We start from the raw sequence: 25433 nt of genomic DNA, 5'->3' as shown, positions 1-25433 counted from the left end.
TCATCGAAAGTTCCGGAGGCTTTCCGGACGAGGGTCGTGCCGGTGGCGTCCACAGTGGTGCGTCGGCGTCCAGCCCGATCAGGCCGTACATGGTGAGCGGCAGCTCTCAGCCGACCTTCCCGGTAGCGGAGCCTACGGTGCTGCCGTTTCCGTCCGTTCCGGGTGCATGTCTGCCGGGGCTACGGGGTGACCAGGGACGTTGATGCACAACTGTCCGGGCTCAGCACCGCACACCGGGCAGGGGCGGTACGACTCGACCGGCCCCGGATCGAGGCCCCTCGCCTGGGCGGCTCGGACGATGTCGGCGGCGGCGTGGTGCAGCTCAGGGTCCCGGTGTCTCACGGCAGCCTTGTGGATTCGCTCGAGCGCGCTTCGCGCCAGATCCCCTGGGTCATTCATCCAACCGGCCTTCCCGCTGTGCGCGCCGTCGCACGTACCCGTGTTCAACCGCCGACTCGGAACTCTCGGCCGGCTCACCAGCTCGGCTGTCCGGTTTAGTTGGCTTCCGGTGATGCGTGGGCGGCGGCGACGATGTGCTCCAGCGCGGCCGCGTGCCGCTGAAACGCGTGCCGTCCCTGCGGGGTGAGCTGGACGAAGGTGCGCCGTGCCCGGCGTTGCTGATCCTTGCGAACGGTGACATATCCGGCCTCGGCCAGGGCCGAGACATGCTTGGACAGCGCCGAATCGCTGGTACCGATCGTGTCCCTCAGAAAACCGAAATCCACCCAGGCGGCCGGTGCCAGCAGGGCGACGATGGACAACCGTGCCGGGACGTGCAGGAACTCGTCGAAGCGGGGGTCCATCAGGCGCGTCGGCTCTCGCGCAGCACGATCTCCGCGAAGGTCCGGCGGCTCAAGGGCGTGATGGCGACAAAGGTCGCAGCCGTGGCGGCAGCGGCGAGCGTGCCCTGCGATAGCAGCCCCTGCGAGGGCAGAGCCAGCCATGCCCAGGCGGCGATTCGGAAGACGCCGAACAGCAGCATGGGCCCGGCCGACAATCCCACCCAGAACAGCCACTCCAGGCCGGTGGGCTTGCGCTGCACGAGGGTCCGGTGTTCGTGCACGATCCCCACTCCGACGAAGAGTCCGAACCCGAAGAGGAGGGTGGCGGTGCGCCAAGGGTTCTGGAGATCAACGGACGCCAACCCGGCAAAGAGTCCCAATGCCGCGAGCGGGACGTGGGAACGGACGAAGCTCTGGCCGACGATCTGCTCGCGAGTCCTGTCCTGCAGACGCCGAATGTCGTCGAGCGATAACTGGGCATCTTGAGGCTTCATGGGACCCATCCTTGATCGTTGGACTGCTTTCTCGCAAGGAAAGCGGTCGTGGCTTTCCTCACAGGAAAGCGGTCGTTCGGGGCAGCGGGTTGCCCGGTGTCGGCGGCGCGGCGCTGCACCCGCAACCCGTTGTGAGTGGTCAGGCGCGCCGCCGGACCGGCGCTGCGAACGCTCGTCGAACAACTGACGGAAACGGCAGAGGCGTTGTGCGAGCGCGATATCGAGCGCGCGATCCGCGCCCGTACCCGACTGCGCGGCAACCAGGAGGAACTTCGGGTGTTGCGGGAGGCGGTGGCCGGCGCACGGGAGGTCACCCGGCTGTCCCCCTTGTCATGGCGGCACCGGCACGGCGTGCTCAGTCACTACGCCCGAACCGCCGAGCCACTGGAGAGGGCGATGGGCAGCAGCGGGGCCCTGATCCGTCGAGCTGTCACTGTCATCGAGGACAAGGAACCAGTCTCGGCAGCGATGATCAACGCGGTTCTCGGCCTTGCTGAGGCGGTGCGGATACTCCGGGACGAGTTCGCTGCTCGAAAGGAGCCGCACGATGCGCGGGAGAAAGCCCTGCAAGCCGTTCACCATGCCGGCGCGGCGTACAAGGGTGAGATCGGTTTCTCCGGAACCGTCGTCCTCGCCCAGATACGCACCACGGCCAGCGACCTGCTCGTCGCGTCCGGTCTCTCCCAGGCGGAAGCCAACAGTCGGGTCCGGTGCGCCTTCGGCAGGCAGCCGGACTCGTCGCAACAAGCCCGGCACAGCGGGACCACCGGCAAGAGCGTCGGTCATCCGCGCCGGTCGAAGCCGCCGGGCCGACGCACCCGGCGTCAGGCGACGCGTACCGGCCGGGTCATTCGGCTCGTCTCGCCGCTGGGCGCTGCGGCCCGAGGCGACCAGGGAGCACGTGCGAAGCGGGGCGGCGGCTCACCATGAAGAGCGTGCGGCGGCCGGGTACGGGCACGGCTGACACCGTGTCCCTCTGCGGCGCGTAGGGAGCCCGTGCCCGGTGCCGACGGCGCGCGGGGGCAGGGCGGGGCGTAGTCGCAGGCACGTTCGCGGCTTGGACGACGGCATCGACGCGGTGCCGGCCGTCGAGTACGTTACCGGCGAGTCATCTGGCGATGGTGGACGACGGGGAGGCCGCATGGCCGGGAAACGCCGTTCGTGGTGGGGCTGGGGGCACGTCGAGGACGCGGTGACCGGCGCGGAGGCCACGGCGTTGGCGGAGCGGGTGCGTACCCTGCTGCCCGACGCCGACCTGACCGAGCACGTTGCGCCACCGGTGGCCGAACTCGGCCTGCGCCCGCCGCGGGTCGATCCGCCGGCGTCACTCGCCCGGCTGTGCTCGACGGACCTGGCCGACCGGGCGGCGCACACCCACGGCAAGGCGTTCCGGGACGTCGTCCGCAACCTGCACGGGGAGGTCCACGACCCGCCGGACCTGGTGATCCGGCCGGTGACCGAGCAGGACATCGTCGACGTGCTCGACTGGTGCACGGGCCGGGACATCGCGGTGATCCCTTACGGCGGCGGCTCGTCAGTGGTTGGCGGTGTGGAGCCGCGGCTCGACGACGCGTATCCGGCGGCAATCAGTCTCGACCTTGGGCGCCTCGACCGGGTGCTGGAGGTGGACCCGACCAGCCGGGCGGCCCGCATCCAGGCCGGCGTGTTCGGCCCGGCGCTGGAGGACCAGCTCCGGCGGCACGACCTCACGCTGCGGCACTTCCCGCAGTCGTTCGAGTTCTCCACCCTCGGCGGCTGGTTGGCCACCCGCGCCGGCGGCCACTATGCCACCCTCCTGACCCACATCGACGACCTGGTGGAGTCCCTGCGGGTGGTGACCCCGGCGGGCATCAGCCAGTCGCGCCGGCTGCCCGGCTCCGGCGCCGGGCCGTCCCCGGATCGGCTGTTCCTCGGCTCGGAGGGCATGCTCGGCGTCATCACCGAGGCGTGGATGCGGCTGCAGGACCGGCCCCGCTGGCGGGCGGGCGCCTCGGTGCACTTCACCGACTACGACGAGGCGGTCGCCGCCACCCGGGCCATCGCCCAGTCCGGTCTGCACCCGAGCAACTGCCGGCTGCTCGATCCGGCGGAAGCGCTCCTCAACGCCGGCGCCGCCACCACCGGGGGCGTGCTCGTCCTGGGATTCGAGTCCGCCGATCATCCGGTCACACCGTCGCTGGACCGCGCCGTCGACCTGTGCCGCGACCACGGGGGAACCCTGCCGGAGCCGTCCCGCAGCGACGACTCGTCCGGTCCAGCGCAGCGGACCGCCGCCGACGCCTGGCGGTCCTCGTTCCTCCGGATGCCGTACCAGCGCGACGCGCTCGCCGCCCGGTCGATGATCGTGGAGACGTTCGAGACCGCGTGCACCTGGGACCGATTCCCCGCCCTACGCGCCGCCGTGCTCGACGCGGCCGGCGAAGCGCTCCGTGCCGTCGCCGCGACCGGCGTGGTCACCTGCCGCTTCACGCATGTCTACCCGGACGGCCCCGCCCCCTACTTCGGCGTGTACGCCACCGGCCGCTGGGGCGCCACCCTCGCCCAGTGGGACCAGATCAAGCATGCCGTCTCCGAGGCGCTGCTCGCCGCCGGCGGCACCATCACCCACCACCACGCCGTCGGCCGTGACCACCGACCGTGGTACGACCGGCAGCGTCCGGACCAGGTCGCGCTCGCGTTGCGCGCCGCCAAGAGCGCGCTCGACCCGTCCTGGATCCTCAACCCCGGCGTCCTCGTCGATTCCACCAGTTGACCGATCAGCTCTGGGCGGTGAACAACTCTTCAGCCTGCTGGTACAGATCAGCGGTGGGCGGTAGCGTGTCTGATATCGCGGCGTTTCGCCCTTCCGGTGAGCTCCACCTACCGGGTGACGGCCGAGCCAAACTTGAACTACTCCAGAATAGTGGACTATGTTCGGCACGTGGCGTCCGACTTCGAGACTCAGCTTCGGGCGGTCTCGTTGCGCGTGACCCGGCCCCGGTTGGCGGTGCTCGCCGCGCTGCGCGACCATCCGCACGTCGATACCGACACGGTGATCCGGCTGGTCCGGACCGATCTCCCCGCGGTCTCCCACCAGGCGGTGTACGACGTCCTGCGCGCGCTCACCGACGCCGGTCTGGTGCGCCGCATCCAGCCCACCGGTGCCACCGCACGCTACGAAGCGCGGGTGGCGGACAACCACCACCACATCGTGTGCCGCTCCTGCGGTGCGATCGCCGACGTCGACTGCGCTGTCGGCCAGGCTCCCTGTCTCACCGCCTCGGACGACCACGGGTTCGTGGTCGACGAGGCGGAGGTCGTCTACTGGGGCACCTGCCCCGACTGCGCGACCGAACGTACCGCCCAGTGATCCGTCAGTTCGGAAGGAAGTACATGAGCGACACCCAGGACAACGGTCCCTCCAGCGCCCAGGGCGTGGACAAGAAGGCGGAGGCCGGCTGCCCGGTCGCGCACGACTCCGTTACCGCGCACGGCAGCGAGAGCGAGAACCCGGCGATCGACTCGCCGACCCCCAAGACCGGAGGTCGTCCGCGGACCAACCGGGACTGGTGGCCCAACCAGCTCGATCTGTCCGTGCTGCACGCCCACTCCTCCAAGAGCAACCCGCTGGGGGAGAACTTCAGCTACGCCAAGGAGTTCGCCAAGCTCGACGTCGAGGCGCTCAAGCAGGACATCATCAACGTCCTCACCACCTCGCAGGACTGGTGGCCGGCCGACTTCGGCCACTACGGCGGTCTGATGATCCGGATGAGCTGGCACTCCGCCGGCACCTACCGCATCCACGACGGTCGTGGCGGCGCTGGCGACGGCGGACAGCGTTTCGCACCGCTCAACAGCTGGCCGGACAACGCCAACCTCGACAAGGCCCGCCGGCTGCTGTGGCCGGTCAAGCAGAAGTACGGCCAGAAGATCTCCTGGGCCGACCTGCTCGTGCTCGCCGGCAACGTCTCCCTGGAGTCGATGGGCTTCAAGACCTTCGGCTTCGGTTTCGGTCGCGAGGACATCTGGGAGCCCGAGGAGATCTTCTGGGGTCCCGAGGACACCTGGCTGGGTGACGAGCGTTACGTCGGCGAGGCCGAGATGGCGCCCGAGGTCGGCTCGACCGAGATGGGCCTCATCTACGTCAACCCGGAGGGCCCGAACGGCAACGCGGACCCGCGGGCGGCGGCGTACTTCATCCGGGAGACCTTCGGCCGGATGGCGATGAACGACGAGGAGACCGTCGCCCTCATCGCCGGGGGTCACACCTTCGGCAAGGCCCACGGCGCGGCCCCCGCCGACAACCACGTGGGCCCGGAGCCCGAGGGTGCCCCGCTGGAGGCGCAGGGCCTGGGCTGGCTGAGCAGCCACGGCAGCGGCAAGGGCCGCGACACGATCACCAGCGGCCTCGAGGTGACGTGGACCGACGTGCCGACGCAGTGGAGCAACCGCTTCTTCGAGATCCTCTTCGGCTTCGAGTGGGAGCTCACCACGAGCCCCGCCGGTGCGAAGCAGTGGGTCGCCAAGGACGCCCCGGAGATCATCCCGGACCCGTTCGACGCGTCCAAGAAGCACAAGCCGACGATGCTCACGACCGACCTGGCGCTGCGTTTCGATCCGGCGTACGAGAAGGTCTCGCGCCGCTTCCTGGAGAACCCCGACGAGTTCGCGCTGGCGTTCGCCAAGGCCTGGTACAAGCTGCTGCACCGCGACATGGGCCCGATCGACCGCTTCCTCGGGCCATGGGTGGCGGAGCCGCAGCTGTGGCAGGACCCGGTGCCGGCCGTCGACCACGAGCTCGTGGGTGACGCCGACATCGCCGCTCTCAAGGCGAAGGTCCTGGAGTCCGGCCTGACGACCGCCCAGCTGGTCTCCACCGCCTGGGCCTCCGCCGCCAGCTTCCGGTCCACCGACAAGCGCGGTGGCGCCAACGGCGCGCGGATCCGTCTGGAGCCGCAGCGCAGCTGGGAGGTCAACCAGCCCGAGCAGCTCGCGACGGTTCTGGAGACCCTCGAGGGCATTCAGCGGGAGTTCAACGAGGCCGGCGGCGCGAAGATCTCGCTCGCGGACCTGATCGTGCTGGCCGGCTCGGCCGCCGTCGAGAAGGCGGCGCGCGACGCTGGCGCCGAGGTGACCGTGCCGTTCCGCCCGGGCCGCACCGACGCCACTCCGGAGCAGACGGACGTCGAGTCCTTCCGGGTCCTCGAGCCGCGCGCCGACGGGTTCCGCAACTACCTGCGTCCCGGTGAGAAGACCCAGCCGGAGGTGCTGCTCCTCGACCGTGCCTACATGCTCAGCCTGAGCGCGCCCGAGATGACCGTCCTCGTCGGCGGCCTGCGCTCCCTCGGGGCCAACGTCGGCGGCACGAAGCACGGCGTCCTCACCGATCAGCCCGGCGTGCTCACGAACGACTTCTTCGCCAACCTGCTCTCCCCGGGCACCCGGTGGAAGGCGTCGGAGTCCGACGAGCACGTGTACGAGATCCGGGACCTGGCCGCCGATGAGGTGAAGTGGACCGCGACCGCGGTCGACCTCATCTTCGGCTCCAACTCCCAGCTGCGGGCCCTCGCGGAGGTCTACGCCAGCCAGGACGCGCGCGACAAGTTCGTGGCTGACTTCGTCGCAGCCTGGACCAAGGTCATGGAACTCGACCGGTTCGACCTCGACTGACCCGGCGTGAAGCAGGCGAGCCCCGGCCGATCCACCAGCGATCGACCGGGGCTCGTCCGTCCTGCAGCTGACGCGGCGTACAGGATGTCGCGCGTGCCCGGCAACGGTCTACGCGATTCGGGTCGGGGTTGGCGCGTTGTCGAGCAGTGCACCCAATCGAGCGGCGGATTCGTCAGTCAGGCGATAGAGGCCTTGAAGGCTGATGGAGCGTTCGAGACGGCCGTCGACGACGTACTTCAGAGTGCGCTCGTCTCCGCGTCGGTTGCGCCAGGTCAGCGTGGTGAGCAGAGGGATGGCCGACAGTCGCGATCCCTCGCAGCCATCCGCTGAGACGGCAGGCGTGCCAACGCGGTCCGGCACGGTCAATCAGCTGCCGATCGGCGGCCCGTCGCTCCCGTCCTGCTCGGCAGCGGCCAGGAGCTGACGGGCGGAGGCTTCGTCGGCGGGGGCGACCAGCACGCGGACCCCTTGTAGTTGCAGGTGCGGCTCCTGCCCGCCGACGTCGTCCGCTGCCACGGCAGCTCTTAGGCCGTAACTGCGTAGCAGGCCGACGATGAGGTCCGCCTCCGTGCGGCTGCCGACGACCGTCAATGGCACCGTTGCGCCTTCCTCCATGGCAATCCCTCCTTCGTTACAGCTCGCACGCCGGCTGGCCGACACAGGCACCGACAGGTGCGGGCCCGGCGAGGAGACCTGGGCGTCGAGGTCACGCAGCGCCAGGAAGATCGCCTCGGGAAACGTCGGGAACGGCTGGATGACATCGAACAACACCGCCAGGGGAGTACGGGCGTGAATCGCCAACGTCGGCAGTCCCAGTTGGGACACTCGCCGCGAGCAGGTCGGGTTCCACCACAGCCAGCGGGGCCACCGGGCAGCGAAACTCGCTGCCCGGTGGCCCGAGCACGGTGGTAGACATCCGGAGTGGAAGAGACTCTGGAGACGTGCACAGCCAGGTACAGCTGAACGTGCACAGCCTCGTGCAGATGGCGGAGGCACGTCCGAGCCTTCAATCGCCCACGAGCCGGCCAGCGGATTCCTGGGCCTGGGAACGCCGCCTGGTGGGCTAGCGCGCGCCCAAAAGACCGCCTTGGGTGAGCGCTCCCGTCACCGTCCTCACGGGATCGTCCAGCTCCGCTGGGCCGGGCGGGCCACGACAAGCGTAGGACCAGCCATCGAAATATTTCGCCACTCGTCGGAAGAGTGGTTGCCGGCCTCACCGTAGCGTCGATGCAATTCACCCCGCACCGACGCGATCACTGAACGTGACAGCCGGACGGGCGCTACCGATCAGCGCGGCGGGCCGCTGCGGCGGTCGTGAGCCGAAGCTCCATGCCGTCTTTCGCCTCTCCTGAAGGGAGCAGCGGTGCCCCTACCTCTCGGTCCATCCCGTGGTCGACGCAACGCCGCGTTACTGCTGTCCACAACCCTCGTCGCATCCATGACATCGCTGACCGTGAAACCCGCCTGGGCTGATCCTGCCCAGGCCCGCCCCGCGAACCCGATCTTCCTCACCGGTGCCAACAGCGGCGCGCCGAACGACATCGCCGTCAGCTACCTGCAGGCACATCCCGCCGAGCACGGTGTCCGCGGCGCGGACCTCACCGACCTCGCGGTGGCCTCCAGCTACACCAGCCGCCACAACGGCGTGACGCACGTCAACCTGGCGCAGCGCTACAAGGACCTGGAGGTCTTCGGGGCCACCGCCACCGTCAACATCGCCCGGGACGGAAGCGTCATCTTCGTCGGCGACACCCTGGTTCCCGGCCTGTCCGACAAGGCCGCCGGAACCATCTCCCTCGACGCGGTCGAGGCGGTGGAGGCGGCCGCCGACGCCCTCGACCTGGCCGACCCAGCCAGCCCCCGGGTGATGAGCCGCAGCGGCGGCCCGGCGCAGCGCACCGTCGTCTCCGGCAGCGGCATCTCCGAGCAGCCCATCCCGGCGGAGCTGGGCTGGCAGCCGACCGACGACGGACTGCGCCCGGCCTGGCAGCTGGTGATCGACGACTCTTCCGACGTCCACCTCTGGAACGTCACCATCGACGCCGAGACCAGCGAGCTGCTCAACACCGAGGACTGGACCCACCAGGACAGCCCGACCGACCTGGCCAGCACGCTGGGCCGCCGTGCGAACGAGGCGCCGACCATCGCCACCGCGAGCATCCCCGCCCCGAGGGTCACGCCGCCGAACCCGGTCGACGACGGATCGAGCTACCGCGTCTTCGAGTTTCCGAAGGGCGACCCGAACGACGGCCCGCAGAGCCTGGTGACCAACCCGGCGGACGGGACCGCGTCACCGTACGGCTGGCACGACACCGACGGCGCCCCGGGCGCCGACTACACCATTACCCGGGGCAACAACGCGCACGCGTACACCGACCGGGACGCCAACAACCAGATCGACCCCGCCAGCGGAGCTGATGGCGGGGCCGGCCTGAGCTTCAACTTCCCGGCGGACCTGAACGAGCATCCGCAGACGTACACCCAGGCCGCAGTGGTGAACCAGTTCTACTGGTGCAACATGGTCCACGACCTGACCTACCGGTACGGCTTCGACGAGGCGTCCGGCAACTTCCAGGTCAACAACTACGGGCGGGGCGGAACCGGCGGCGACGACGTGCAGTGCGAGGCGCACGACGGCTCCGGCCAGAACAACGCCAACTTCTCCACCCCGGCGCTGGACGGCGGGCGGCCCCGGATGCAGATGTTCCTCTGGCCGGGCAACCAGTTCGGCCTGCCGAACGCCGTGACGATCAACGGGGGCTCCGCCGCCGGCACGTACGAGGCGGAGTACGCCCGGTTCACCCCCGCGCCCACCAGCGCTGGCTTCGCCGGTGAACTGGTGCCGGTCAACGACGGCACCGGGGCGAGCGGCGACGGCTGCAGTGCCTACAGCCTGCCCGCCGGCGCGATCGCCGTCGTCGACCGGACCAGCAGTTGCAACGCGTTCACGCAGGTGGTCAACGCCGAGGCAGCTGGCGCCGCCGCGGTGGTGGTCGTCAACAACGTCGCGGGCGCCCCGGCAGTGATGAGCGGATCCATGAACCCGGCGGTCGGCATCCCCGCGGTCATGGTGAGCCAGGCCGACGGAGACACCATCAAGGCGGGACTGCCGGCCTCCGGCCGGGTGCACCGCAACCTGAACCGGCCGGCGATGCGGGACGCCTCGTTCCGCTCGGAGACGATCTTCCACGAGTACGGCCACGGGGTGTCCAACCGGCTGACCGGTGGCCCGACGGTCAACTGCCTCACCGGTGAGGAGCAGATGGGTGAGGGCTGGAGCGACTTCCTCGCGATCACCTCGCTGCTGAACCCCGCGATCGACGATCCGGAGAATGCTCGCGGTTACGGCCAGTACGCGCTGTTCCAGGACAGCCGGGTGGGTGGCGGGATCCGCCCGCGGCCCTACTCGCGCAACATGGAGATCCAGCCGTTCACGTACGACAGCATCAAGACCGGCGGCTGGCTGGACGGCACGTCCCTGGCCGCTCCGCACGGCATCGGACACGGCTGGGCGGCCGTACTGTGGGACATGACCTGGGACCTTGTCGAGCGACACGGCTTCAATCCCAACGTCTACGAGGCCTGGAACACCGGCGGCAACAACCTCGCCCTCCAGCTCGTCATCGATGGCCTGAAGATGCAGGGTTGCGGCCCTGGCTTCGTCACTGGCCGCAACGCGATCATCGCCGCCGACGCGGCCCTCACCGGCGGCGACAACGCCTGCACCCTCTGGGCCTCCTTCGCCCGCCGGGGTCTCGGCTACAGCGCCGTTCAGGGCACCACCAGCCGCAATGACAACACCGAGGCGTTCGACACCCACCCGTCCTGTCGCGGCGACTTCGTGGAGCGGGCCGCACAGCCCGCCCTCAACACCGTCGTCGCCGGTGACGCCGTACCGATGAAGTTCAAGCTGGCCACCAACCGGGGCCTGGACATCCTCGCCAGCGGGTCGCCGTACTCGCGGCTGGTCGACTGCGAGACGCTCAAGACGGTCGGCCCGGACGCCGCCACCACTCCCCGGCCGATCCCGGTCGCCGCCGTCAGTGCGGGCGGGTCAGGGCTGTCGGCCAACGCGAACGGCCTATACAACTACCCGTGGAAGACCGACCCGACCTGGGCGGGCACCTGCCGCGAGTTCGTGCTCACCCTCGACAACGGATTCCAACACCGCGCCTACTTCAGGTTCACCGACTGAGCCGTAGCAGCGGTATCAGGTGAGCCGGAGGGGGCGTTCCGGAAGCGGAACGCTCCCTCCGGTCGGTCTGCGAGGAAACCTGCCGGGTGCCAGGTACCGGCCTGGCTGACCGAATATGACCACCGGGCAGGGGTCCGTCGCCAGTGCGGTTTCACCTCGGCCGGCTCCGGGCCTTGATCGCTCCAAGCCGACTCTCAGATGATCCTCACGCCCAACGATCTTCATTCTGGAGTAGGCCCTGGACGCTACGGCCGCAGCCGTCCCGCCCGGCCGGCGCTACCGGGGAGCGGTGTGCCTTGCTGCTGTTCCACACGAACATCGGGTGGTGATACTGGCTGGCGGCCGCGTCAGACAGTATCTACGACCCTGGCCAACGCGGTGGCGGTTGGCACACTGCAGACCTTCGCGGCGCTGTGCCGCACTCCGCTCGTCCGCGACGAGACCACACCCGGGTCGAAGGCCACCGGCCAGGCCGCCCAGCGCGCCGGTCGCCCGGATCCGCTGATCCGACGGGTGCATCTGCGCCGGCCCGAACACGCCCAGGAGGAGCTCGACGCCGCCCGCGCCGCCCGCGCCGGCGCTCCCGTCCGTGGTCACTGGGTGCGCGGGCACTGGAAGCAGCAGTGGCACGCCAGCATGGGCGAGCACCGCGCCATCTGGATCAGCGGGTACCCGCGCGGCGACTTCGCCGCCGGCACTGTTACTGGACGGAAGGTGCTCATCGCGTCAGACGGCGCCGCCAATAGCAGCGCCCCGCGTGATCACCTCAGCTGACCGGTAGGCCGGCCATGTTCTGCTAGCTCGACCATGGTTCTCGCCGCGCAGCGCTCATCGCCGCCGGGTGGTAGACCAACCTCGCGGGCGAGGGCAGACAGGTCCCGCCAAATGGGCCCTGCGAGAGCCCTTCACGGGAAGTCATGCGCCCGGTCCACCCGGAGCAGGTCAGCGTGCTAACCGGTCCACGACAGCGTCACGTGGTGTGCCTGCTGGCCAACTGGTCGAAGAACGTGTCCAGCAGCGCCTCGGACTCGGGGCCCTCGGTCAACTCGTACCCGCCGAAGCGGTAGACCTCGTAACCCCGCAGCCGCAGCGCCCGATCCTCGGCGACCATCTCGGCGTACCGGCGAGAGTCGGCGCGTGGGAGGTCATCGGCGTAGTGCTGGATCCCGTCGCATTCGATGACAATCCGGCCCCGGTTGGGCAGCAGCAGCAGAAAGTCCATGCGCTGACGGGCCAAGACCGCTCCGGCCGCTCCCCGCTCGGACCTGGCGTAGGGGTCGTAGTGCAGATACACCTGAGGAATGAGGGCTGGGATGTCCGGGCCGTGTCGGACGTGCTCAATCCCAAGGCCGCCGCCGTCTACCTCACCCTCGCCCCGCAGTTCCTCCACCCGTCCGGGCCGGTGCTGGTCCCCATGTTGGTGCTCGCCACCGCACACGCCCTGCTGCACACCTTCTGGCTGGCCGGCTGGACCGCGGTCACCGGCGCAGCCGCACGGCCGCTGCGCACCCCACGCGTGCGCCGTACCCTCGACCGGCTCACCGGCGCCGTCCTCATCGGCCTCGGCGTCCGCTCCGCGGTGACCTGACCGGAGACAGCAGGCGGTCCGTCGACGCCTTCTAGGCTCAGGAAGGCTTGGCGCGGGACCTGCCCCACCTACCCCACCTCATCGGCGTGTTCGGTGAGGACTACCGCCCCGAAAGTCAACGGGCCCAGCAGAGGATTGACAGCTCACGCTGTGACAGCTGAGGATTGCCTCAGTCCACCAACTGTCACCGGAGAGCCTCCGTCACCATCGCTCGACGCCCCGCAATTCGGCGATGCGGGTCACGTCGAGGCGACGGAGCCGGACGACGTCACCTTCCCTTTCTCACCGCGTCGCGCGCTCGGTTGCCGCAACGACCGCGCGCGACCCAACGGATGGAGCCGCGTACCCCGGGCGTGCCCCTCGGCCATCTCCTACGGCCATCAGGCCGAGTAGCCAGAAGGGCAGACATCACCATGCCGAAATCCCTACCCGCGCGGTGGCGACGCCGCCTTCCGGTCCCGGCGGCGCTGGCCGCCGCCATGGCCATCGTGCTGCTGGTCAGCCCGGCCTCGGCGACCGCGCCGGACGCCGCCGCACCGGCCGATTCCGGCCCGGTCGCCGGTGAGCCGGCGAACGTCGTGGAGGTGCTGCTCGCCGGCACCGCGGAGCTGGACGCGCTGGTCGCCACCGGAGTGGACCTCGACCACCATGTCGAACGCTCGGAGAACGGCGTGGTCGCGCACGCGGTGATCACGCCGAGCGAAGCCGCCCGACTGACCGCGGCCGGCTTCACCCTCGGCGACGTGCTGCATCGCCCCGAGGACGCCCGGGCCCGCGTCGAGGAGCGCGAGTCGACCATCGCCGCGCACCTCGCCGAGAACCGGGAGTTCGCCGCCGCCGCAGCCGACCCGACCGCTCCGGACGTCTCCGACATCAAGATCATCCGCGCGGACTACTACACCTCCGGTGCCAGCCAGGTCCTCTCTGTCGAGGCGAAGTGGGCGCAGGGCCAGACGGCCAGCAACACGCTCACCGTCGAGCGGGACAGTGGGCCGGGCACCGCGATCGGCTCCGGCGGCACGCAGACCATCTCCCGCTTCGTCGACGCCGGCGTCTACCTCTACCATCGTGGCGCCTCGGCGGTGACCAGCCGGCCGGACCGTATCCGGATCACCAGCCCCACCGGGGACGTGGCCGAGGTCAAGGTGCAGGAGTGGCTGCCCACCCCGGAGACCAGCCCGGAGGGACCGGGCTACCAGAAGGACTTCGTCACCAGCTACCTCACCCCGACCGAGCTGTACGCCCGGATCCACCAGCTCGCCGCCGAGTTCCCCAACCTGGCCGAGATCGTCGAGCTGCCGTACAAGACCAACGGCTACCGGCGGCACGCCCAGGCCGTCCTCGGCAGCGCCAACGCCAGCCGGGTCGCGGTGGACTCCCTGGCCTGGGGGCACCAGGGTGGCAACGACATCTCGGTGGAGCTGGTGAACCCGGGCGCCGGCAACGCGGCGCTGGCGGTGACCGTGAGCGGTAAGGCCATCCGGGTGGCCCTCGGTACCGACGGCGCGGGCGCGGTGACCAGCACCGCCGCCGAGGTCGTCGCGGCGCTCAACGCCGCGGCCGGGTCGCTGGTCAAGGCGTACACCTATCGCGGCAGCCCGGGCAACGGCGTGGTCGCGCCGGCGGCGCGGACCGCGCTCACCGACGACCTGAGTGCGCCGGCCTCCGTCTCCCGCGATCCGCAACCGGTGTATGCGATCCGGATCGGCAAGGTTAGGGACGGTTCGAAGCCGGGGGTGCTCGCCTACGCGCAGGAGCACGCGCGGGAGTGGGTGCCGCCGCTGGTCGCCGTCGAGACCGCCGAGCGGTTGCTGCGCAACTACGCGCACGACGGGCAGACCAAGCAGCTGCTGAACAACCTGGATATCTGGATCGCTCCGTCGGTCAACCCGGACGGCGGCCACTACTCCTTCTACGACTTCAACTCGCAGCGCAAGAACATGACCAACCACTGCCCGTCGACCGGGGCCGCGGACTTCCTCGGCCGGGACTCGTGGGGCGTTGACAACAACCGCAACTACACCGAGTACAGCCTCTTCGACGGGTACTCGGGCGCGTCGAGCAGCTGCACCAGCGGCACCTACGCCGGGCCGAGCGAGCTCTCCGAGCCGGAGAACCGCAATGTCGACTGGCTGGCTGCCCGCCCCAACATCAAGTTTTCGATGAACCTGCACTCCTCCGGGAACTACTTCATGTGGTCGCCGGGCGCGTACGCCCTGCCGGACCGGACCTCGGCGCCGCGGCCGACGCTGGCCGAGGAGTCGGCCTTCTGGGGCGCGTCCTCGCGGATCCTGACCGCCATCAAGCAGCACCGGAACATGGCGGTCACCCCGGCCCGCACGGGCCCGATCTCCGACGTGCTCTACTCGGCGGCGGGCAACTCCGGCGACATGCTCTGGTACAAGTACGGCATCTACGCCTGGAACTTCGAGGTCGGCACGTCCTTCCAACCGGACTGGGAGGAGGCGCACTCCGAGGCGATGGAGTTCTCCAACGGCCTGGTCGAGCTGATGCGGGTGGCCCGGGACTTCGCCAAGGACCGGACCCGCCCGGAGAGCACCCTCACGGTCGCCCCCAGCTCGACACCGGGCATGGTGAACGTGACCTTCGGCGTCTCCGAGCCCGCCTCGGTCTTCTACACCCTCGACGGCGCTACGCCGACGTACTCGTCGACGCTCTACGGCTCGGCGGGCATCCGCGAGGGTGGGGAGACCCTGACGATCCCGGCCGGCACCCGGATCAACTGGTTCTCGGTCGACTCGGCCGGCAACGTCGAGAACAACTACACCCCGGACGGCAGCGGCAAGAACTACCGCAACGGCCAGGCGGTCCTGCCGACCAGCTGACGAATCACGGCAGGTAGGGACGGCCGCGGCGCTCCTGGGCGCCGCGGCCGTCACCGCTCAACGCAGGAATCCGGCCATCGTCTCCACGAACCACTCCGGATCGTCGAGCCACGGATAGTGCCCGGCGCCCGGCTGCACCGCCAACTCGGCCCGCGGGAACAGGCCGGCGTACTCGGCTGCGCGCTTCGGCGGGAGCCCGACGTCGTACTCGCAGGCGAGCAGCAAGACCGGCGCCTGAAGGTGACCGAGGGCGGACCTGACAGTCTCCGGGTCGACGGCTCCGGCCGAGTAGTAGACGGCCGCTGCGTCGTCGTTGCGCTGCCCCGCCTCCCCTGCGACCCGGGCCCGGCGGTCGGCGTCCCACCGGCCGTGGGTGAACGGTGTGATCGCCTCCCAGTCGGCGGCGGTGGGCTGGCCCGACCAGATGCGTTCGAAGGCAACGAAGGCCGCCGGGAACCAGGGCTCTCCCCGTCGAAGCTCGGCCAGCTCCCGGCGATCCAGATCGCTGACCTCCACCTAGGACGTCGCGTTTCGGGCGGGCGGGGACACGACTGCTCAGCTCCGCGAGGTCTGCCGGAACGCTGGTTGCTCCTGGGGGACGAGTCTTGGGATGCTTCGCCCATGGTGTCCCTCCCGACGACCTTCGCCGAAGACGTGATCGACCAGCCGGCCAAGGCCCAGTTCGAGGCGTTTCTGGATGAGCACCGCCGCGCGCTCAATGACTGCTTGGACGGGCTGACCGAGGAGCAGGCGCGCCGGTCCTTGGTGCCGTCCCGGACCACGCTGCTGGGCCTGGTGAAGCACGCGACCTTCGTCGAGAAGGTCTGGTTCGACGAAGCTGTCACATGCCGGTCGCGCGCCGAGATCGGCATCCCCGCGACGCCGGACGAGTCGTTCATCCTCGATGACGGCGACACCATCGCTGTTGTCCGGCGAGCACACGCCGAGGCATGCGAAGCGTCACGCCGCGCGACGTCGTCCCTCGGACTGGACGACATTCTGAACGGCAACCGGCGCGGCCCGCTCCCGCTGCGCTGGGTGTACCTCCACATGCTGCGCGAGATCGCTCAGCACTGCGGGCACGCAGACATCCTGCGCGAGCAGCTCCTGAGCGATTAGCGCGCGGGCTTCGTGCCGTCCACCGACGTTCACGTCCCACTGACCGAGCCCACCTACGGCGTGCTGGCGATCAGCGTGCTCCTGCTCGTCGCGTAACCGCGTGTGCCGGCATCGGCCAGAGAGCGGCGGGGGAGTGGGACCACCCGGGGCGCTCACGTGAGCGCCCCGGTGGTCGCGGAGGTTGCTCTAGCGGCCGGTGTCGCTCGGCCGGTCGCGGAGCTGGATCTCTGCGGTGTTCTGCAGGAAGCTCTGCTGCGACACGGGCACCAGCACGGCGTTCTCGTGAAATTGCGGCAGGTTGGTCGCACCGCAGCTGATCATCGTTGCCTTCAGCTTGGCGATCGTGGTGTCGACGTTGTCGTAGAGGCTGCCCGCGTACGGCACGTAGCCGTCGACACCTTCTTCGAAGGCGAGTTCGTTCCCGCCGCCGTGCTCGTAGCGGGTGACGTTCCGGGCGCGGTTTGAGCCTTCGCCCCAGTACTCCTTGAAGAACTGACCGCCGACTCGGACGAGCGGCGCCGGACTCTCGTCGAAGCGGGCGAAGTAACGGCCGAGCATCACGAAGTCTGCGCCGAGGGCGAGCGCGACAGCCATGTGGGAATCGGTCAGGAGGCCACCGTCGCAGCACAGCGGCACGTAGACGCCGGTCTCGCGCAGGTAGGCGTCGCGGGCTTCGACGACGTCGATCAAAGCCGATGCCTGCCCGCGACCGATGCCCTTCTGGTCGCGGGTGATGCAGATCGAGCCGCCGCCGATCCCGACCTTGACGAAATCCGCGCCAGCGTCGGCGAGGTAACGAAAAGCGCGTCCGTCGACGACGTTGCCCGCGCCGATACGGACGTCGTCGCCGTAGGTGTGCCGGACGAATTTGAGGGTGTCGGCCTGCCAGACCGAGTAGCCGTCGGATGAGTCGATGCACAGCAGGTCGGCGCCCGCGTCGACCAGCGCGGGGATGCGTTCGCGGTAGTCGTGGGTGTTGACGCCGGCGCCGACCCGGAACCGCTTGTCGGTGTCGATCGACTCGTTGCGGAACTGCTTGTGCAGCTCGTAGTCGCGGCGAAGCACGATGGAGTGCAGCAGGCCCTCGTCGTCGACGACGGGTATTACGTCGAGGCGGTGGTCCCAGATCAGCGTGTTGGCCTCGGACAGGGACACCGTCGGAGGGGCGGTGACCAGGTCTGCGGCCCGCCGCATGCGCGACTCGACGGAGTCGCCGAGGTCGTGCCGGCGGGGGTGGAAATCATCGGTCGAGATGAGGCCGACGAACAGCCCGTGTGGACTGCCGTCGTCGGTGACGACAGCGACGTCGCGTTCCGCGGACTCCAACAGGGTGGCAACCTCGCCCAGTGTCGCGGACGGTTTGATGTTGATGTCCGAGAAGCGGAAACCGGCCTTGTGCCGCTTGACCGCTGTCACCATGGCCGCTTGCGCCTCGACCGGCTGGTTCTGATGGATGAAGCTCAGTCCGCCGCACTGGGCCAGGGCGATCGCCAGCCGGGGTGAGGAGACGGCGCTCATGATGGCGCTGGTCAGCGGGGTGGCGACGCGGATGGCCGGTTGCTCGTCGAGTCGGTGCCGCACAAGAGGCACGCTCAGATCGACCGTGTCCGGGGTGCAGTCCGCGGTGGTCAGGTTCGGCAGCAGCAGGTATTCGTTCAGCGTGCGCGACACTTCGTCGAGGATCTTCAAGAACACTCCTGAGCAGTGGGTCGAGCTGGGTAAAGCCTAGAAATTACACCCACCCGCCCCGCGCCCAGCGTCGTACCCGGCCGTCGAGCTGCGTCCGCTCTTCCCGTCTACAGCACGCCGGTCAGGTACTCCCTACGTCGCTGCGGTTCGAACTTCTCGATCGCGTATCGCAGCATGATCCGTGGCATGGCCCGGTAACGCCGGGCCAGAAACTCCTCCTCCGCCGCTCTGTCCCGGTTGCCCACCTCGCGCAGCATCCAGCCAACCGCCTTCTGGACCAGGTCGTGCGGGTCGCGCAGGAGCCGTTCACTGAGCCGGAAGGTCCAATGGAAGTCACCGGCCCTGATGAAGGCGAAGGTCGCCATGATGGCGATGCGCCGGTCCCACACCAGGCTCGACTCGGCCAACCGATCCAGGATGCTCCGGTCCTTGTCGATCAGCCAGGGGCCGACGATGTACGGCGCGGACGAGTCCACCAGGTCCCAGTTGTTGATGCGGCCGGTGTTGGCCAGGATGAGGCGGAAGATCCGGCCCCGCTCCTCCTCGTCTCCCTTGGCGAACTTTCGCACCAGGATGAACAGCGACGTCAGCCTCTCCTCGTGCACGCTGCTGCTCAGCAGCTCCGCTGTCTCGGCCAGGGAGAGGCCACGCCAGTACCGGGCGGCCACCCTGCGCTGATCCGGCACGGAGACCCCGATGGCCCGGTCGCCCTCGCCGTACCCGCCCGGCATCATCTGCAGAAACCGGCTCGACCCCTCCGCCCGACGTGGGTCGGCGAGGCTGGCGAGTTCGTGACGGACGTCGGCGTTCGCGGCCATGACTGTGCAACCTACCGCGAGCTCGACATGCCGAACTCTCCGTCGGCAAGGACCTGTGGCTGGCCGATGAGTTTGGGATGATGCGCCGGTCTACCTACCGACATCACCTGACACGAAGGGAGCACCCCGATGGCAAAGGTCATCTCCACGCTGTTCATCTCCGCCGACGGTGTGGTCGAGATCGACCCGGATTGGCACTTCCCGTACTTCGACGACAACATGGGTCGCGCCGTCGGCGAGGACTATGACACCGCTGACGTGCTGCTCATCGGCCGCGAGACCTACGACAGCTTCGCCGGAGCATGGCCCGAGCGTGAGGCCGCGGGTGGGGAGGACGCCCCGTTCGCCAAGCAACTCGGCGACGTGCGCAAGGTGGTCGTCTCGCGCCAGCCGCTGGAGTTCTCCTGGCGCAACTCGGAGCTGATGCAGGGCGATCTCCTCGATGCCGTCACCTCGCTCAAGGCCGATGCCGGCAGCAGAGGCATCCTCATCCCCGGGTCGATCTCCGTGGTGCAGCAGCTCCTCGCGGCAGGGCTGGTCGATGAGCTGCGCTTGCTGGTGCATCCGGTTGCCGCGCGTAAGGGCCGCAAGCTGTTCGACGAGGGGGACGCGCCATACCACCTGAAGATGACGGCGACGGAGGCGTTCCCGACGGGCGTGATCCGCGTGATCTACTCGCCGACCTCGCCACCCGCCAAGGTCGGCTACGACGAGGTCAAGGACCAGGTACCCGCCGGGAACTAGTCTGGGACCTGCCGTTGGTAACGATCCCGATCCTCCGGGAGCCCCATCGTCGTGCACCGTCACCGCGCTCGTTCCACGTGTCACGCGCGCTCGTGCCGGATCGGGATCGGGCTCCCGGGGGAACTCCGCTCAGAATGTCGCCGGTGGGATGCTCTGCTCGTACTGGAAGACGTTGTGGGGTCGTACTTCGCCTTGATCTTGCGCAGTTGGTTGAAGTTGCGTCCCCAGTAGGCGGTTTCTCATTCCGCCATCCCGATGTTCGGCACGTTGACGTAGGCGCCGTCGACGTACGGCCGCAGTGCCTGACTGAAACGCGAGCTACAACACTCCCGGCTTGCGGTCGACTACAAGGACGTCTCCGGCTGCCATACCTTGATCCGCCGGCTGTCTGTCGCCGTCTGGGACGGCCACAGTTGCGTGCGCTCGTGGCGGCCATCTCGGTCGACGTTGATCTAGTCGCCAATCGGGTTCCCGGCACTCCTCGCACTCATCGTCACACCTGGCCGCGCAGGCGGAGGTTGGCTTGGCTGCAGTGCATCGGTCAGTGCGCATTTCGGGTGTTCCACCTCGTCGCGCTGACGATCGTCATCTCCCTTCTGCTGCACTCCTCGACCGACGTCGTGATCGCGCGGGCATTCGACGAGTCCCGGGAGGCCCCTGCCTGGTTTGGTGTACTGCACCGCACCCGCCGGTCACTGCGGCCCCGGCGGCCAGGTCGGGACAGGTCGTCCCCCGACGGCTGAAGCTCGCTCACCCTTTCCTAGCCGACGCCGACCGGCGTGAGCGTGTCGCCCGGCGGGTCGGGATTCGTCCACCTGGACACCGACGCTGGCCCGGTGGTCTTGCGCCGCTGACACGTGGTTGTTCGCCGCTCACTGCTTCGCTTCGGCCCGCGTTCGTTTGGGCTGCTCCTCGTCGCGTTGCTGGCTGAGGAAGAACGCGCCGAGGGCACCGGCGAGGGTGCCGAAGACCACCACGGAGTACGCGGCGAGAACCAGTTCGAGGACCTGTGCGAAAGTGTCGGTGGCGTCGAGCGGCTCACCGGTGATGGTGGTCAGCGCGACACCGTGCAGGGCCTGCCCGTATGTCGGGTAGGAGTCGGTGAGGACCAGGAGCTGCCCGGCGGCGAGGATGATCGCCACGGTGACCACCGCGAGCCAGGCCAGCCGGTCGGTCAGCAGCCGGCCCGCTGATCGGGAGCCGCGGACGGCGGCGGCGACCACGCCGGTGCCGCGTGCGGCCCGCAGTGCGGCGGCGGCACGGGCGAACCGTAGGAAGGGCACCGCGAGGAAGATCACCTGCCACCAGTTGCGCCTCCAAAAGTCGCGGGCGTAATGGCGGGCCAGCCAGGCACGCAGCGCGAACTCCGCGACGAAGACGGCCCACAGCATCCAACTGGCGACAGTCAGCACGGTGACGAGCGGCTTGTCGTGGGTGAGGGCCTGGCCAACCACCAGCAGCAGGAAAAGGATCCCCAGTACGCCCATCGGCTTGTCCAACCGACGGGCGAGACCGTGCAGTCGGGCGTCGTTCTCGTTCTCCTGCCGCGCGGGGCGCGCACGCTCCTCGCGGGGCGCGTCGTCGGTCATCGTCCTGCCCGGCGGGTCACGCCTGCCCGAAGGCTTCGCTGACGTCGTCAGGGAAGTCGAGCCAGTCGTCCGTCAGGATCCTGAGGATGTCGTCAACGCCGCGCAGTACTTCTTCGACTGGATCGGATCGGCCATTGGGAGGCGGTACCCGCTGGCTCTCACGCCATGCCGGCCGCCCGCCCGCGCTGCCGACCTCCCCGGTGCACCGTTTCGCCTGGATGAAGTCGACACCGGTGCCGTTCGTGGTCGGCGCGGACGCTCGTCAGCCGCTGACGCAAGCCCCTGACGGCGTGGACGGCGTTTCTCTGTCGGCAGGGCGGGCATGCACGGGTGCCGGGTTCGCACGACTTCGCGTCACGGACCGGTGCGAGGCGGCCGTCGGTGGGCGACAGCCGCCTCCAATCGCATCGCGGTAAGGGAGACGTTGTCATGCCGGACAAGCATGAGCAGGCCGAGCAGATGCGCGACGACGTGCCGTCGACCATCGCGCGCTCCGATGACAAGGCGGTACGGACCTACAAGAAGACCCTCGAGTCGGCGGAGGAGTCCTACGGCGACGGCGAACGGGCCCACCGCACCGCGTTCGCCTCGCTCAAGCACACCCACGAAAAGGTCGGGGACCACTGGGAGCCCAAGGAGCACAAGGGCCCCTCGGACCCGCAGGCTGAGCAGGGAACGCCCGCGTCGACGCAGGGACGCCGTGACACCGCCCAAGGGGTCGACGCTAACGCCAGCAAGGGACATCTTGACGACGTCGCCCGACGGGTCGGCATCGACGGCCCGGAGAACCTGAGCAAGGACGACGAGGTCCGCGCGATCGAGAAGGCCAACGCCCGGGCCACCGCGCGGGCCCGGAGGCGGTAACTCCGGCAGGTGCCCGATCAGGTGGCGGTGGCTGCGGCATGGGCGACGAGTACGGCGAAGACCGACGGGCGACGCCGACGGCGTTGTCGCGTCGTCCGTAACGGCCGTCAGTCGGCGCCGTCGGTCTCGGCCACGCGGTCGGCCGGCGCCTCGGTGATCGGCTGGCCCGTGCCGTCCACCATGCCCGGCGCCATGCTGCCGCCGTGCGCATCCTGCGCCGCCCGGGTCCGCTTCGCCGCCGCGTCGTGCGGCACCCCGATACGGTCGCCGTCGCGGTGCTCTTCCCCCTCACTCATCCGGTGCGTCCCTCCCTCGGTCGTGCACAGCGGCGGTACCCCGGTCACCGACGGGGAAACCGGCCGGCCAGTCCGGCCACGACTGCCGGCCGCGCGGTCGTGGTCAGCCGCGTCAGCGGCGGGGAAGGACGCGAATCATGCCCCGTTGAAATCGGTGCAGTGTGCGATCGTCGCGTCGTCCGCCGCTACCGCGTCGCGCACCTCCGCCTGCCGGACACGACGGATGATCTCGGCGGGTCCGGTCGACGCGAGGACGGCCATGACCCTCGGCCAGTCGGCGAGCCGGAACCGGTCCACGATGCGGCTGGCTCCATTGCTGAGCAGGACGGCGCCGGCCAGCTCGGAGACCGGGCAGCTTCCGGTGATCGCCTCGCCCGCCGCCCGCGGGTCGTCCTTGGCCATCCAGAAGCCGCCCGGCTGGTTCCGGTTGGCGCGCAGGTCCCGCAGGATCCGGTGGTACTCGTCGCTGTCCGCGGCGACGGCCTCGAGCGCGGCCTCGTACGACCGGCTGATGATCACCTCCCGTGGATCGGAGACGACGAGCGGCCCGCCATCTGCTCTGTCCAGCACGAGGACCGAATCACCGAGCACCAGGTGCTCGATGAGGCCGTCGGACAGGCGCAGGATGGCTACGGTCGCCGACGGACTGATGGGGTCGACGACGTCGCAGGTGCCCCGGTGATCGTCCGTCACCTGCTCGATGGCCTCGGCGAGCAGCGCCGGGAGACTGCGGTCCCGCACGAGTGACAGGAGGCTGAGGAGCGTGCCGCCCAGGCGGCTGGCGTACCAGGCCACACCGTGCCGGCAGATCGATTCGCTGCCGGGAATGCCGGCGCCGTCGATGAGCACTGCCGCCGTCGGTACGGCGCCGGTGAAGTCCTCGTTCGCGCGGCCGGGCCGTGCCGCAGCACTCGCCATCGTCACCCGCATGTCCCTGCCGCCCTTCCGCCACTACAGACCATTGGCTTGACGGAGTTCGGCAGCCATCTGCGACGAGCTGTGGTCAGTCTCGACCCCCTCGACCAGGATCACCTCGCCGGCGAGGTGCCTCGTTCGCAGGGGTTTGATCTCCTGATAGGTGCTGGAGTGGTACCAGGAGCGGGCCTTGCCCAGGTCGGGAAACTCGATGATCACCAGGTCACCCGGCCAGTCGCCTTCCAGTACGTCGATGGTTCCTCCGTGGACGAGGAATCGGCCCTCGAAGGGGGCGAGGGTGGCCTGGATGCGCTCCAGGTACTCCAGCACGTCGGCGTGGATGGGTGCCTTGCGCAGGTGTGCGAGCGCGTACGCCGTCATGAGTCTCCGTTCGGGTCGGGTCCCGGCGCTTGTGCCGGTGGTGGCGAGCAGCGGGGGCGGCCGGCGGTGGCCGCCGCCCCCGGGGATCCTCAGGCCGCTGGGACTCGGTCCAGGAAACCCAGCACCTGGGTCAGCCGTCCGTTGCCGTCGGTCACTGCGACGTCGAAGCCGACGATTGGCGCCTCGACGTCTTCCGGCCCGAGTTCCCAGGTGAAGCGGACCTGGTTGTGGTGGCCGTCGACCGGGCCGGCCAACCGGAACGTCATGCCGGGGAACTGGCTCTGCACCGCGGCTATCGTCGCGTCGATCGCGTCCGGGCCCTCGGCGACGGCCAGCGGGTCGACGTAGCGGCCCTCGGGGGCCCACAGGTCGTCGATGTCGCGGCGCCGCCTCGCCGGATCGGTCTCGTTCCAGACCGCGATGTACCGCTCGGCCAGCTCGTCGAATGTGGTCGCCATGGATCTCTCCTCGTTCGCCGGGAATGGTCGCGTCTGGAAGAGATGATTTCCGGCGCCGTGGTGGCTGTCGATTACGTCGCAGGTAATGGTCTGTGCGCAGGTGCGGTGATTAGGGTCGGTGGCGTGACGACCATGACCAGGCCCGGGCGTCCAGTGGGGGAACTGCTGCGCGGCTGGCGCCGAACTCGCGGCATGAGTCAGCTCGACCTGGCGATCGAGGCAGGGGTGTCGGCCCGGCATCTGAGCTTCGTCGAGACCGGGAGATCTCGGCCGAGCCCGGAGTTGATCCTGCGGCTGGCGGAGCAGCTTGCGATGCCGCTGGCGGAGCGCAACACGATGCTGCTCGCCGGCGGCTACGCGCCGGCCTACCCCAGCCACGAGCTGAGCGATCCGGAACTGGCGCCGGTACGTGCCGCCGTCCGGCAGATCCTCGACGGGCACCGCCCGTACCCGGCGGTGCTCATCGACCAGCATTGGCATCTCGTCGAAGCCAATCCTGCCGTCGCCCTGTTCACCGCCGGCGCGCAGTCCCACCTTCTCACTCCACCGGTCAACGTGCTGCGGCTCAGCCTGCACCCCGACGGCATGGCACCGCGAATCCTCAATCTGCCGGAGTGGCGCGCCCACCTGCTCAGTCGGCTGCGCCAGCAGGCCGTGATGACCAACGACCCGGTTCTGTACGACCTGCACGAGGAGCTTGGCGGCTATCCCGGCGGCCACGCCCATGCGGCACCGATCAACGACGCCGTTTCGCGCGTCGTCGTTCCGCTCCGGTACCGCCACAACGACCGTGAGCTGTCCTTCGTCAGCACCACGACCCTCTTCGGCACGCCGCTGGATGTCACTGTCTCCGGGTTGGCCGTCGAGGCCTTCTTCCCCGCCGACTCGGCGACCACCGAAACGCTCCACACCCTCGCGACGTCCTGAGCCGGCATGGGCGGTTGGTGGTGGCCGCGTAGGGCCAGCGCCGACGCCGACGCGTGCACCGACCGGTTGGCCGGCCGGA

25 protein-coding genes and 2 pseudogenes are annotated in these 25433 nt (G+C 69.4%); 12 read left to right on the top strand and 15 right to left on the bottom strand.

The features are described from left to right. Positions 1–132: 132 nt before the first annotated feature. The 4 genes from BUS84_RS41230 to BUS84_RS37475 all read right to left on the bottom strand — a co-directional run bounded on the left by BUS84_RS41230 (position 133) and on the right by BUS84_RS37475 (position 2062). Positions 133–399, bottom strand: coding sequence for a zinc finger domain-containing protein (locus BUS84_RS41230; RefSeq protein ID WP_425293430.1), 267 nt, complete (start codon positions 397–399; stop codon positions 133–135). 95 nt (positions 400–494) lie between these two features. Beyond that, positions 495–803, bottom strand: coding sequence for a winged helix-turn-helix domain-containing protein (locus BUS84_RS12560; protein ID WP_074311561.1), 309 nt, complete (start codon positions 801–803; stop codon positions 495–497). Beyond that, on the bottom strand, positions 803–1276 hold the full coding sequence (locus BUS84_RS12555; RefSeq protein ID WP_074311559.1) for a hypothetical protein: 474 nt from the start codon (positions 1274–1276) through the stop codon (positions 803–805). The genes BUS84_RS12560 and BUS84_RS12555 overlap by 1 nt, the downstream gene beginning before the upstream one ends. 330 nt (positions 1277–1606) lie before the next feature. After that, a complete protein-coding gene (locus tag BUS84_RS37475; RefSeq protein ID WP_143728344.1) occupies positions 1607–2062 on the bottom strand; it encodes a hypothetical protein in 456 nt (151 codons plus the stop codon). 355 nt (positions 2063–2417) lie between these two features. Between BUS84_RS37475 and BUS84_RS12545 the strand changes: the two genes are divergently transcribed. The 3 genes from BUS84_RS12545 (at position 2418) to katG (ending at position 6925) form a co-directional block, all read left to right on the top strand. Next, positions 2418–4028 carry an FAD-binding oxidoreductase gene (locus BUS84_RS12545; RefSeq protein WP_074311555.1) on the top strand — a complete coding sequence of 537 codons (1611 nt, stop codon included), beginning with the start codon at positions 2418–2420 and terminating at the stop codon, positions 4026–4028. 168 nt (positions 4029–4196) lie between these two features. Beyond that, complete coding sequence (locus BUS84_RS12540; protein WP_074311553.1) at positions 4197–4625, top strand: Fur family transcriptional regulator; 429 nt, start codon at positions 4197–4199, stop codon at positions 4623–4625. Positions 4626–4648: 23 nt separating this feature from the next. Then, a complete protein-coding gene (gene katG, locus BUS84_RS12535; RefSeq protein WP_074311551.1) occupies positions 4649–6925 on the top strand; it encodes a catalase/peroxidase HPI in 2277 nt (758 codons plus the stop codon). 366 nt (positions 6926–7291) lie between these two features. On the opposite strand, the gene BUS84_RS12525 is transcribed toward katG, so the two are convergent. Continuing rightward, on the bottom strand, positions 7292–7696 hold the full coding sequence (locus BUS84_RS12525) for a DUF2007 domain-containing protein (RefSeq protein WP_167627018.1): 405 nt from the start codon (positions 7694–7696) through the stop codon (positions 7292–7294). A gap of 667 nt (positions 7697–8363) precedes the next feature. On the opposite strand from BUS84_RS12525, the gene BUS84_RS12520 reads away from it, so the two are divergent. Both BUS84_RS12520 and BUS84_RS12515 read left to right on the top strand, forming a co-directional pair. Further along, positions 8364–11120 (top strand): M36 family metallopeptidase, encoded by a 2757-nt coding sequence (locus BUS84_RS12520; protein ID WP_244298496.1) that lies wholly within the window; start codon positions 8364–8366, stop codon positions 11118–11120. A gap of 378 nt (positions 11121–11498) precedes the next feature. Continuing rightward, the gene (locus BUS84_RS12515; protein WP_074311547.1) at positions 11499–11894 is read left to right on the top strand and encodes an AcrVA2 family anti-CRISPR protein; all 396 of its coding nucleotides are present in this window, start codon (positions 11499–11501) and stop codon (positions 11892–11894) included. A 196-nt stretch (positions 11895–12090) separates the two neighbouring features. On the opposite strand, the gene BUS84_RS39855 is transcribed toward BUS84_RS12515, so the two are convergent. Beyond that, a complete protein-coding gene (locus BUS84_RS39855) occupies positions 12091–12342 on the bottom strand; it encodes an endonuclease domain-containing protein (RefSeq protein WP_244298495.1) in 252 nt (83 codons plus the stop codon). Positions 12343–12402: 60 nt separating this feature from the next. Here BUS84_RS39855 and BUS84_RS39850 point away from each other — a divergent pair, with 60 nt between their 5' ends. Together BUS84_RS39850 and BUS84_RS12500 are read left to right on the top strand one after the other, a co-directional pair. Then, on the top strand, positions 12403–12708 hold the full coding sequence (locus BUS84_RS39850) for a LysE family translocator (RefSeq protein WP_244298494.1): 306 nt from the start codon (positions 12403–12405) through the stop codon (positions 12706–12708). Between the two features lie 413 nt (positions 12709–13121). After that, positions 13122–15554 (top strand): M14 family metallopeptidase, encoded by a 2433-nt coding sequence (locus BUS84_RS12500; RefSeq protein WP_074311543.1) that lies wholly within the window; start codon positions 13122–13124, stop codon positions 15552–15554. 57 nt (positions 15555–15611) lie between these two features. Here BUS84_RS12500 and BUS84_RS12495 read toward each other — a convergent pair whose 3' ends face one another. Beyond that, positions 15612–16070, bottom strand: a complete 459-nt coding sequence (locus BUS84_RS12495) for an alpha/beta fold hydrolase (protein ID WP_074311541.1) — start codon at positions 16068–16070, stop codon at positions 15612–15614. 105 nt (positions 16071–16175) lie between these two features. Here BUS84_RS12495 and BUS84_RS12490 point away from each other — a divergent pair, with 105 nt between their 5' ends. After that, entirely contained in the window at positions 16176–16673 is a 498-nt protein-coding gene (locus tag BUS84_RS12490) for a DinB family protein (protein WP_074311539.1), read from the top strand. A 186-nt stretch (positions 16674–16859) separates the two neighbouring features. On the opposite strand, the gene BUS84_RS12485 is transcribed toward BUS84_RS12490, so the two are convergent. Together BUS84_RS12485 and BUS84_RS12480 are read right to left on the bottom strand one after the other, a co-directional pair. Continuing rightward, entirely contained in the window at positions 16860–18362 is a 1503-nt protein-coding gene (locus tag BUS84_RS12485) for an IMP dehydrogenase (protein WP_074312561.1), read from the bottom strand. Positions 18363–18469: 107 nt separating this feature from the next. Further along, positions 18470–19180 carry a DNA alkylation repair protein gene (locus BUS84_RS12480; RefSeq protein WP_074311537.1) on the bottom strand — a complete coding sequence of 237 codons (711 nt, stop codon included), beginning with the start codon at positions 19178–19180 and terminating at the stop codon, positions 18470–18472. 129 nt (positions 19181–19309) lie between these two features. On the opposite strand from BUS84_RS12480, the gene BUS84_RS12475 reads away from it, so the two are divergent. Continuing rightward, the gene (locus BUS84_RS12475; RefSeq protein WP_074311535.1) at positions 19310–19924 is read left to right on the top strand and encodes a dihydrofolate reductase family protein; all 615 of its coding nucleotides are present in this window, start codon (positions 19310–19312) and stop codon (positions 19922–19924) included. An 80-nt stretch (positions 19925–20004) separates the two neighbouring features. Here the strand turns inward: BUS84_RS12475 and BUS84_RS41225 are convergent. Continuing rightward, a pseudogene (locus BUS84_RS41225) lies at positions 20005–20133 on the bottom strand (hypothetical protein); the annotation flags it as partial. Positions 20134–20481: 348 nt separating this feature from the next. Between BUS84_RS41225 and BUS84_RS39845 the strand changes: the two are divergent. Beyond that, positions 20482–20667, top strand: a pseudogene (locus tag BUS84_RS39845) (cation:proton antiporter); the annotation flags it as partial. 129 nt (positions 20668–20796) lie between these two features. Here the strand turns inward: BUS84_RS39845 and BUS84_RS12460 are convergent. Then, entirely contained in the window at positions 20797–21513 is a 717-nt protein-coding gene (locus BUS84_RS12460) for a hypothetical protein (RefSeq protein WP_208869594.1), read from the bottom strand. Between the two features lie 429 nt (positions 21514–21942). Here BUS84_RS12460 and BUS84_RS12455 point away from each other — a divergent pair, with 429 nt between their 5' ends. Then, on the top strand, positions 21943–22377 hold the full coding sequence (locus BUS84_RS12455; protein ID WP_084757367.1) for a ChaB family protein: 435 nt from the start codon (positions 21943–21945) through the stop codon (positions 22375–22377). A gap of 107 nt (positions 22378–22484) precedes the next feature. Here the strand turns inward: BUS84_RS12455 and BUS84_RS12450 are convergent, their stop codons facing one another. The 4 genes from BUS84_RS12450 to BUS84_RS12435 all read right to left on the bottom strand — a co-directional run bounded on the left by BUS84_RS12450 (position 22485) and on the right by BUS84_RS12435 (position 24427). After that, on the bottom strand, positions 22485–22673 hold the full coding sequence (locus tag BUS84_RS12450; protein ID WP_074311533.1) for a hypothetical protein: 189 nt from the start codon (positions 22671–22673) through the stop codon (positions 22485–22487). 135 nt (positions 22674–22808) lie between these two features. After that, complete coding sequence (locus tag BUS84_RS12445; protein ID WP_074312555.1) at positions 22809–23591, bottom strand: protein phosphatase 2C domain-containing protein; 783 nt, start codon at positions 23589–23591, stop codon at positions 22809–22811. A 33-nt stretch (positions 23592–23624) separates the two neighbouring features. Beyond that, complete coding sequence (locus BUS84_RS12440; protein ID WP_074311531.1) at positions 23625–23969, bottom strand: DUF1330 domain-containing protein; 345 nt, start codon at positions 23967–23969, stop codon at positions 23625–23627. 89 nt (positions 23970–24058) lie between these two features. Next, positions 24059–24427 (bottom strand): nuclear transport factor 2 family protein, encoded by a 369-nt coding sequence (locus BUS84_RS12435; protein WP_074311529.1) that lies wholly within the window; start codon positions 24425–24427, stop codon positions 24059–24061. A gap of 132 nt (positions 24428–24559) precedes the next feature. Here BUS84_RS12435 and BUS84_RS12430 point away from each other — a divergent pair, with 132 nt between their 5' ends. Next, positions 24560–25354: a helix-turn-helix domain-containing protein gene (locus BUS84_RS12430; protein ID WP_143728414.1), complete on the top strand. Its 795-nt coding sequence runs from the start codon at positions 24560–24562 to the stop codon at positions 25352–25354. Positions 25355–25433: the final 79 nt, after the last annotated feature.

Source organism: Micromonospora cremea (assembly GCF_900143515.1).
GTDB lineage: Bacteria > Actinomycetota > Actinomycetes > Mycobacteriales > Micromonosporaceae > Micromonospora > Micromonospora cremea.
Note: the sequence above shows the minus strand (reverse complement) of the source record. Positions and strands in the feature narration are given on the sequence as shown.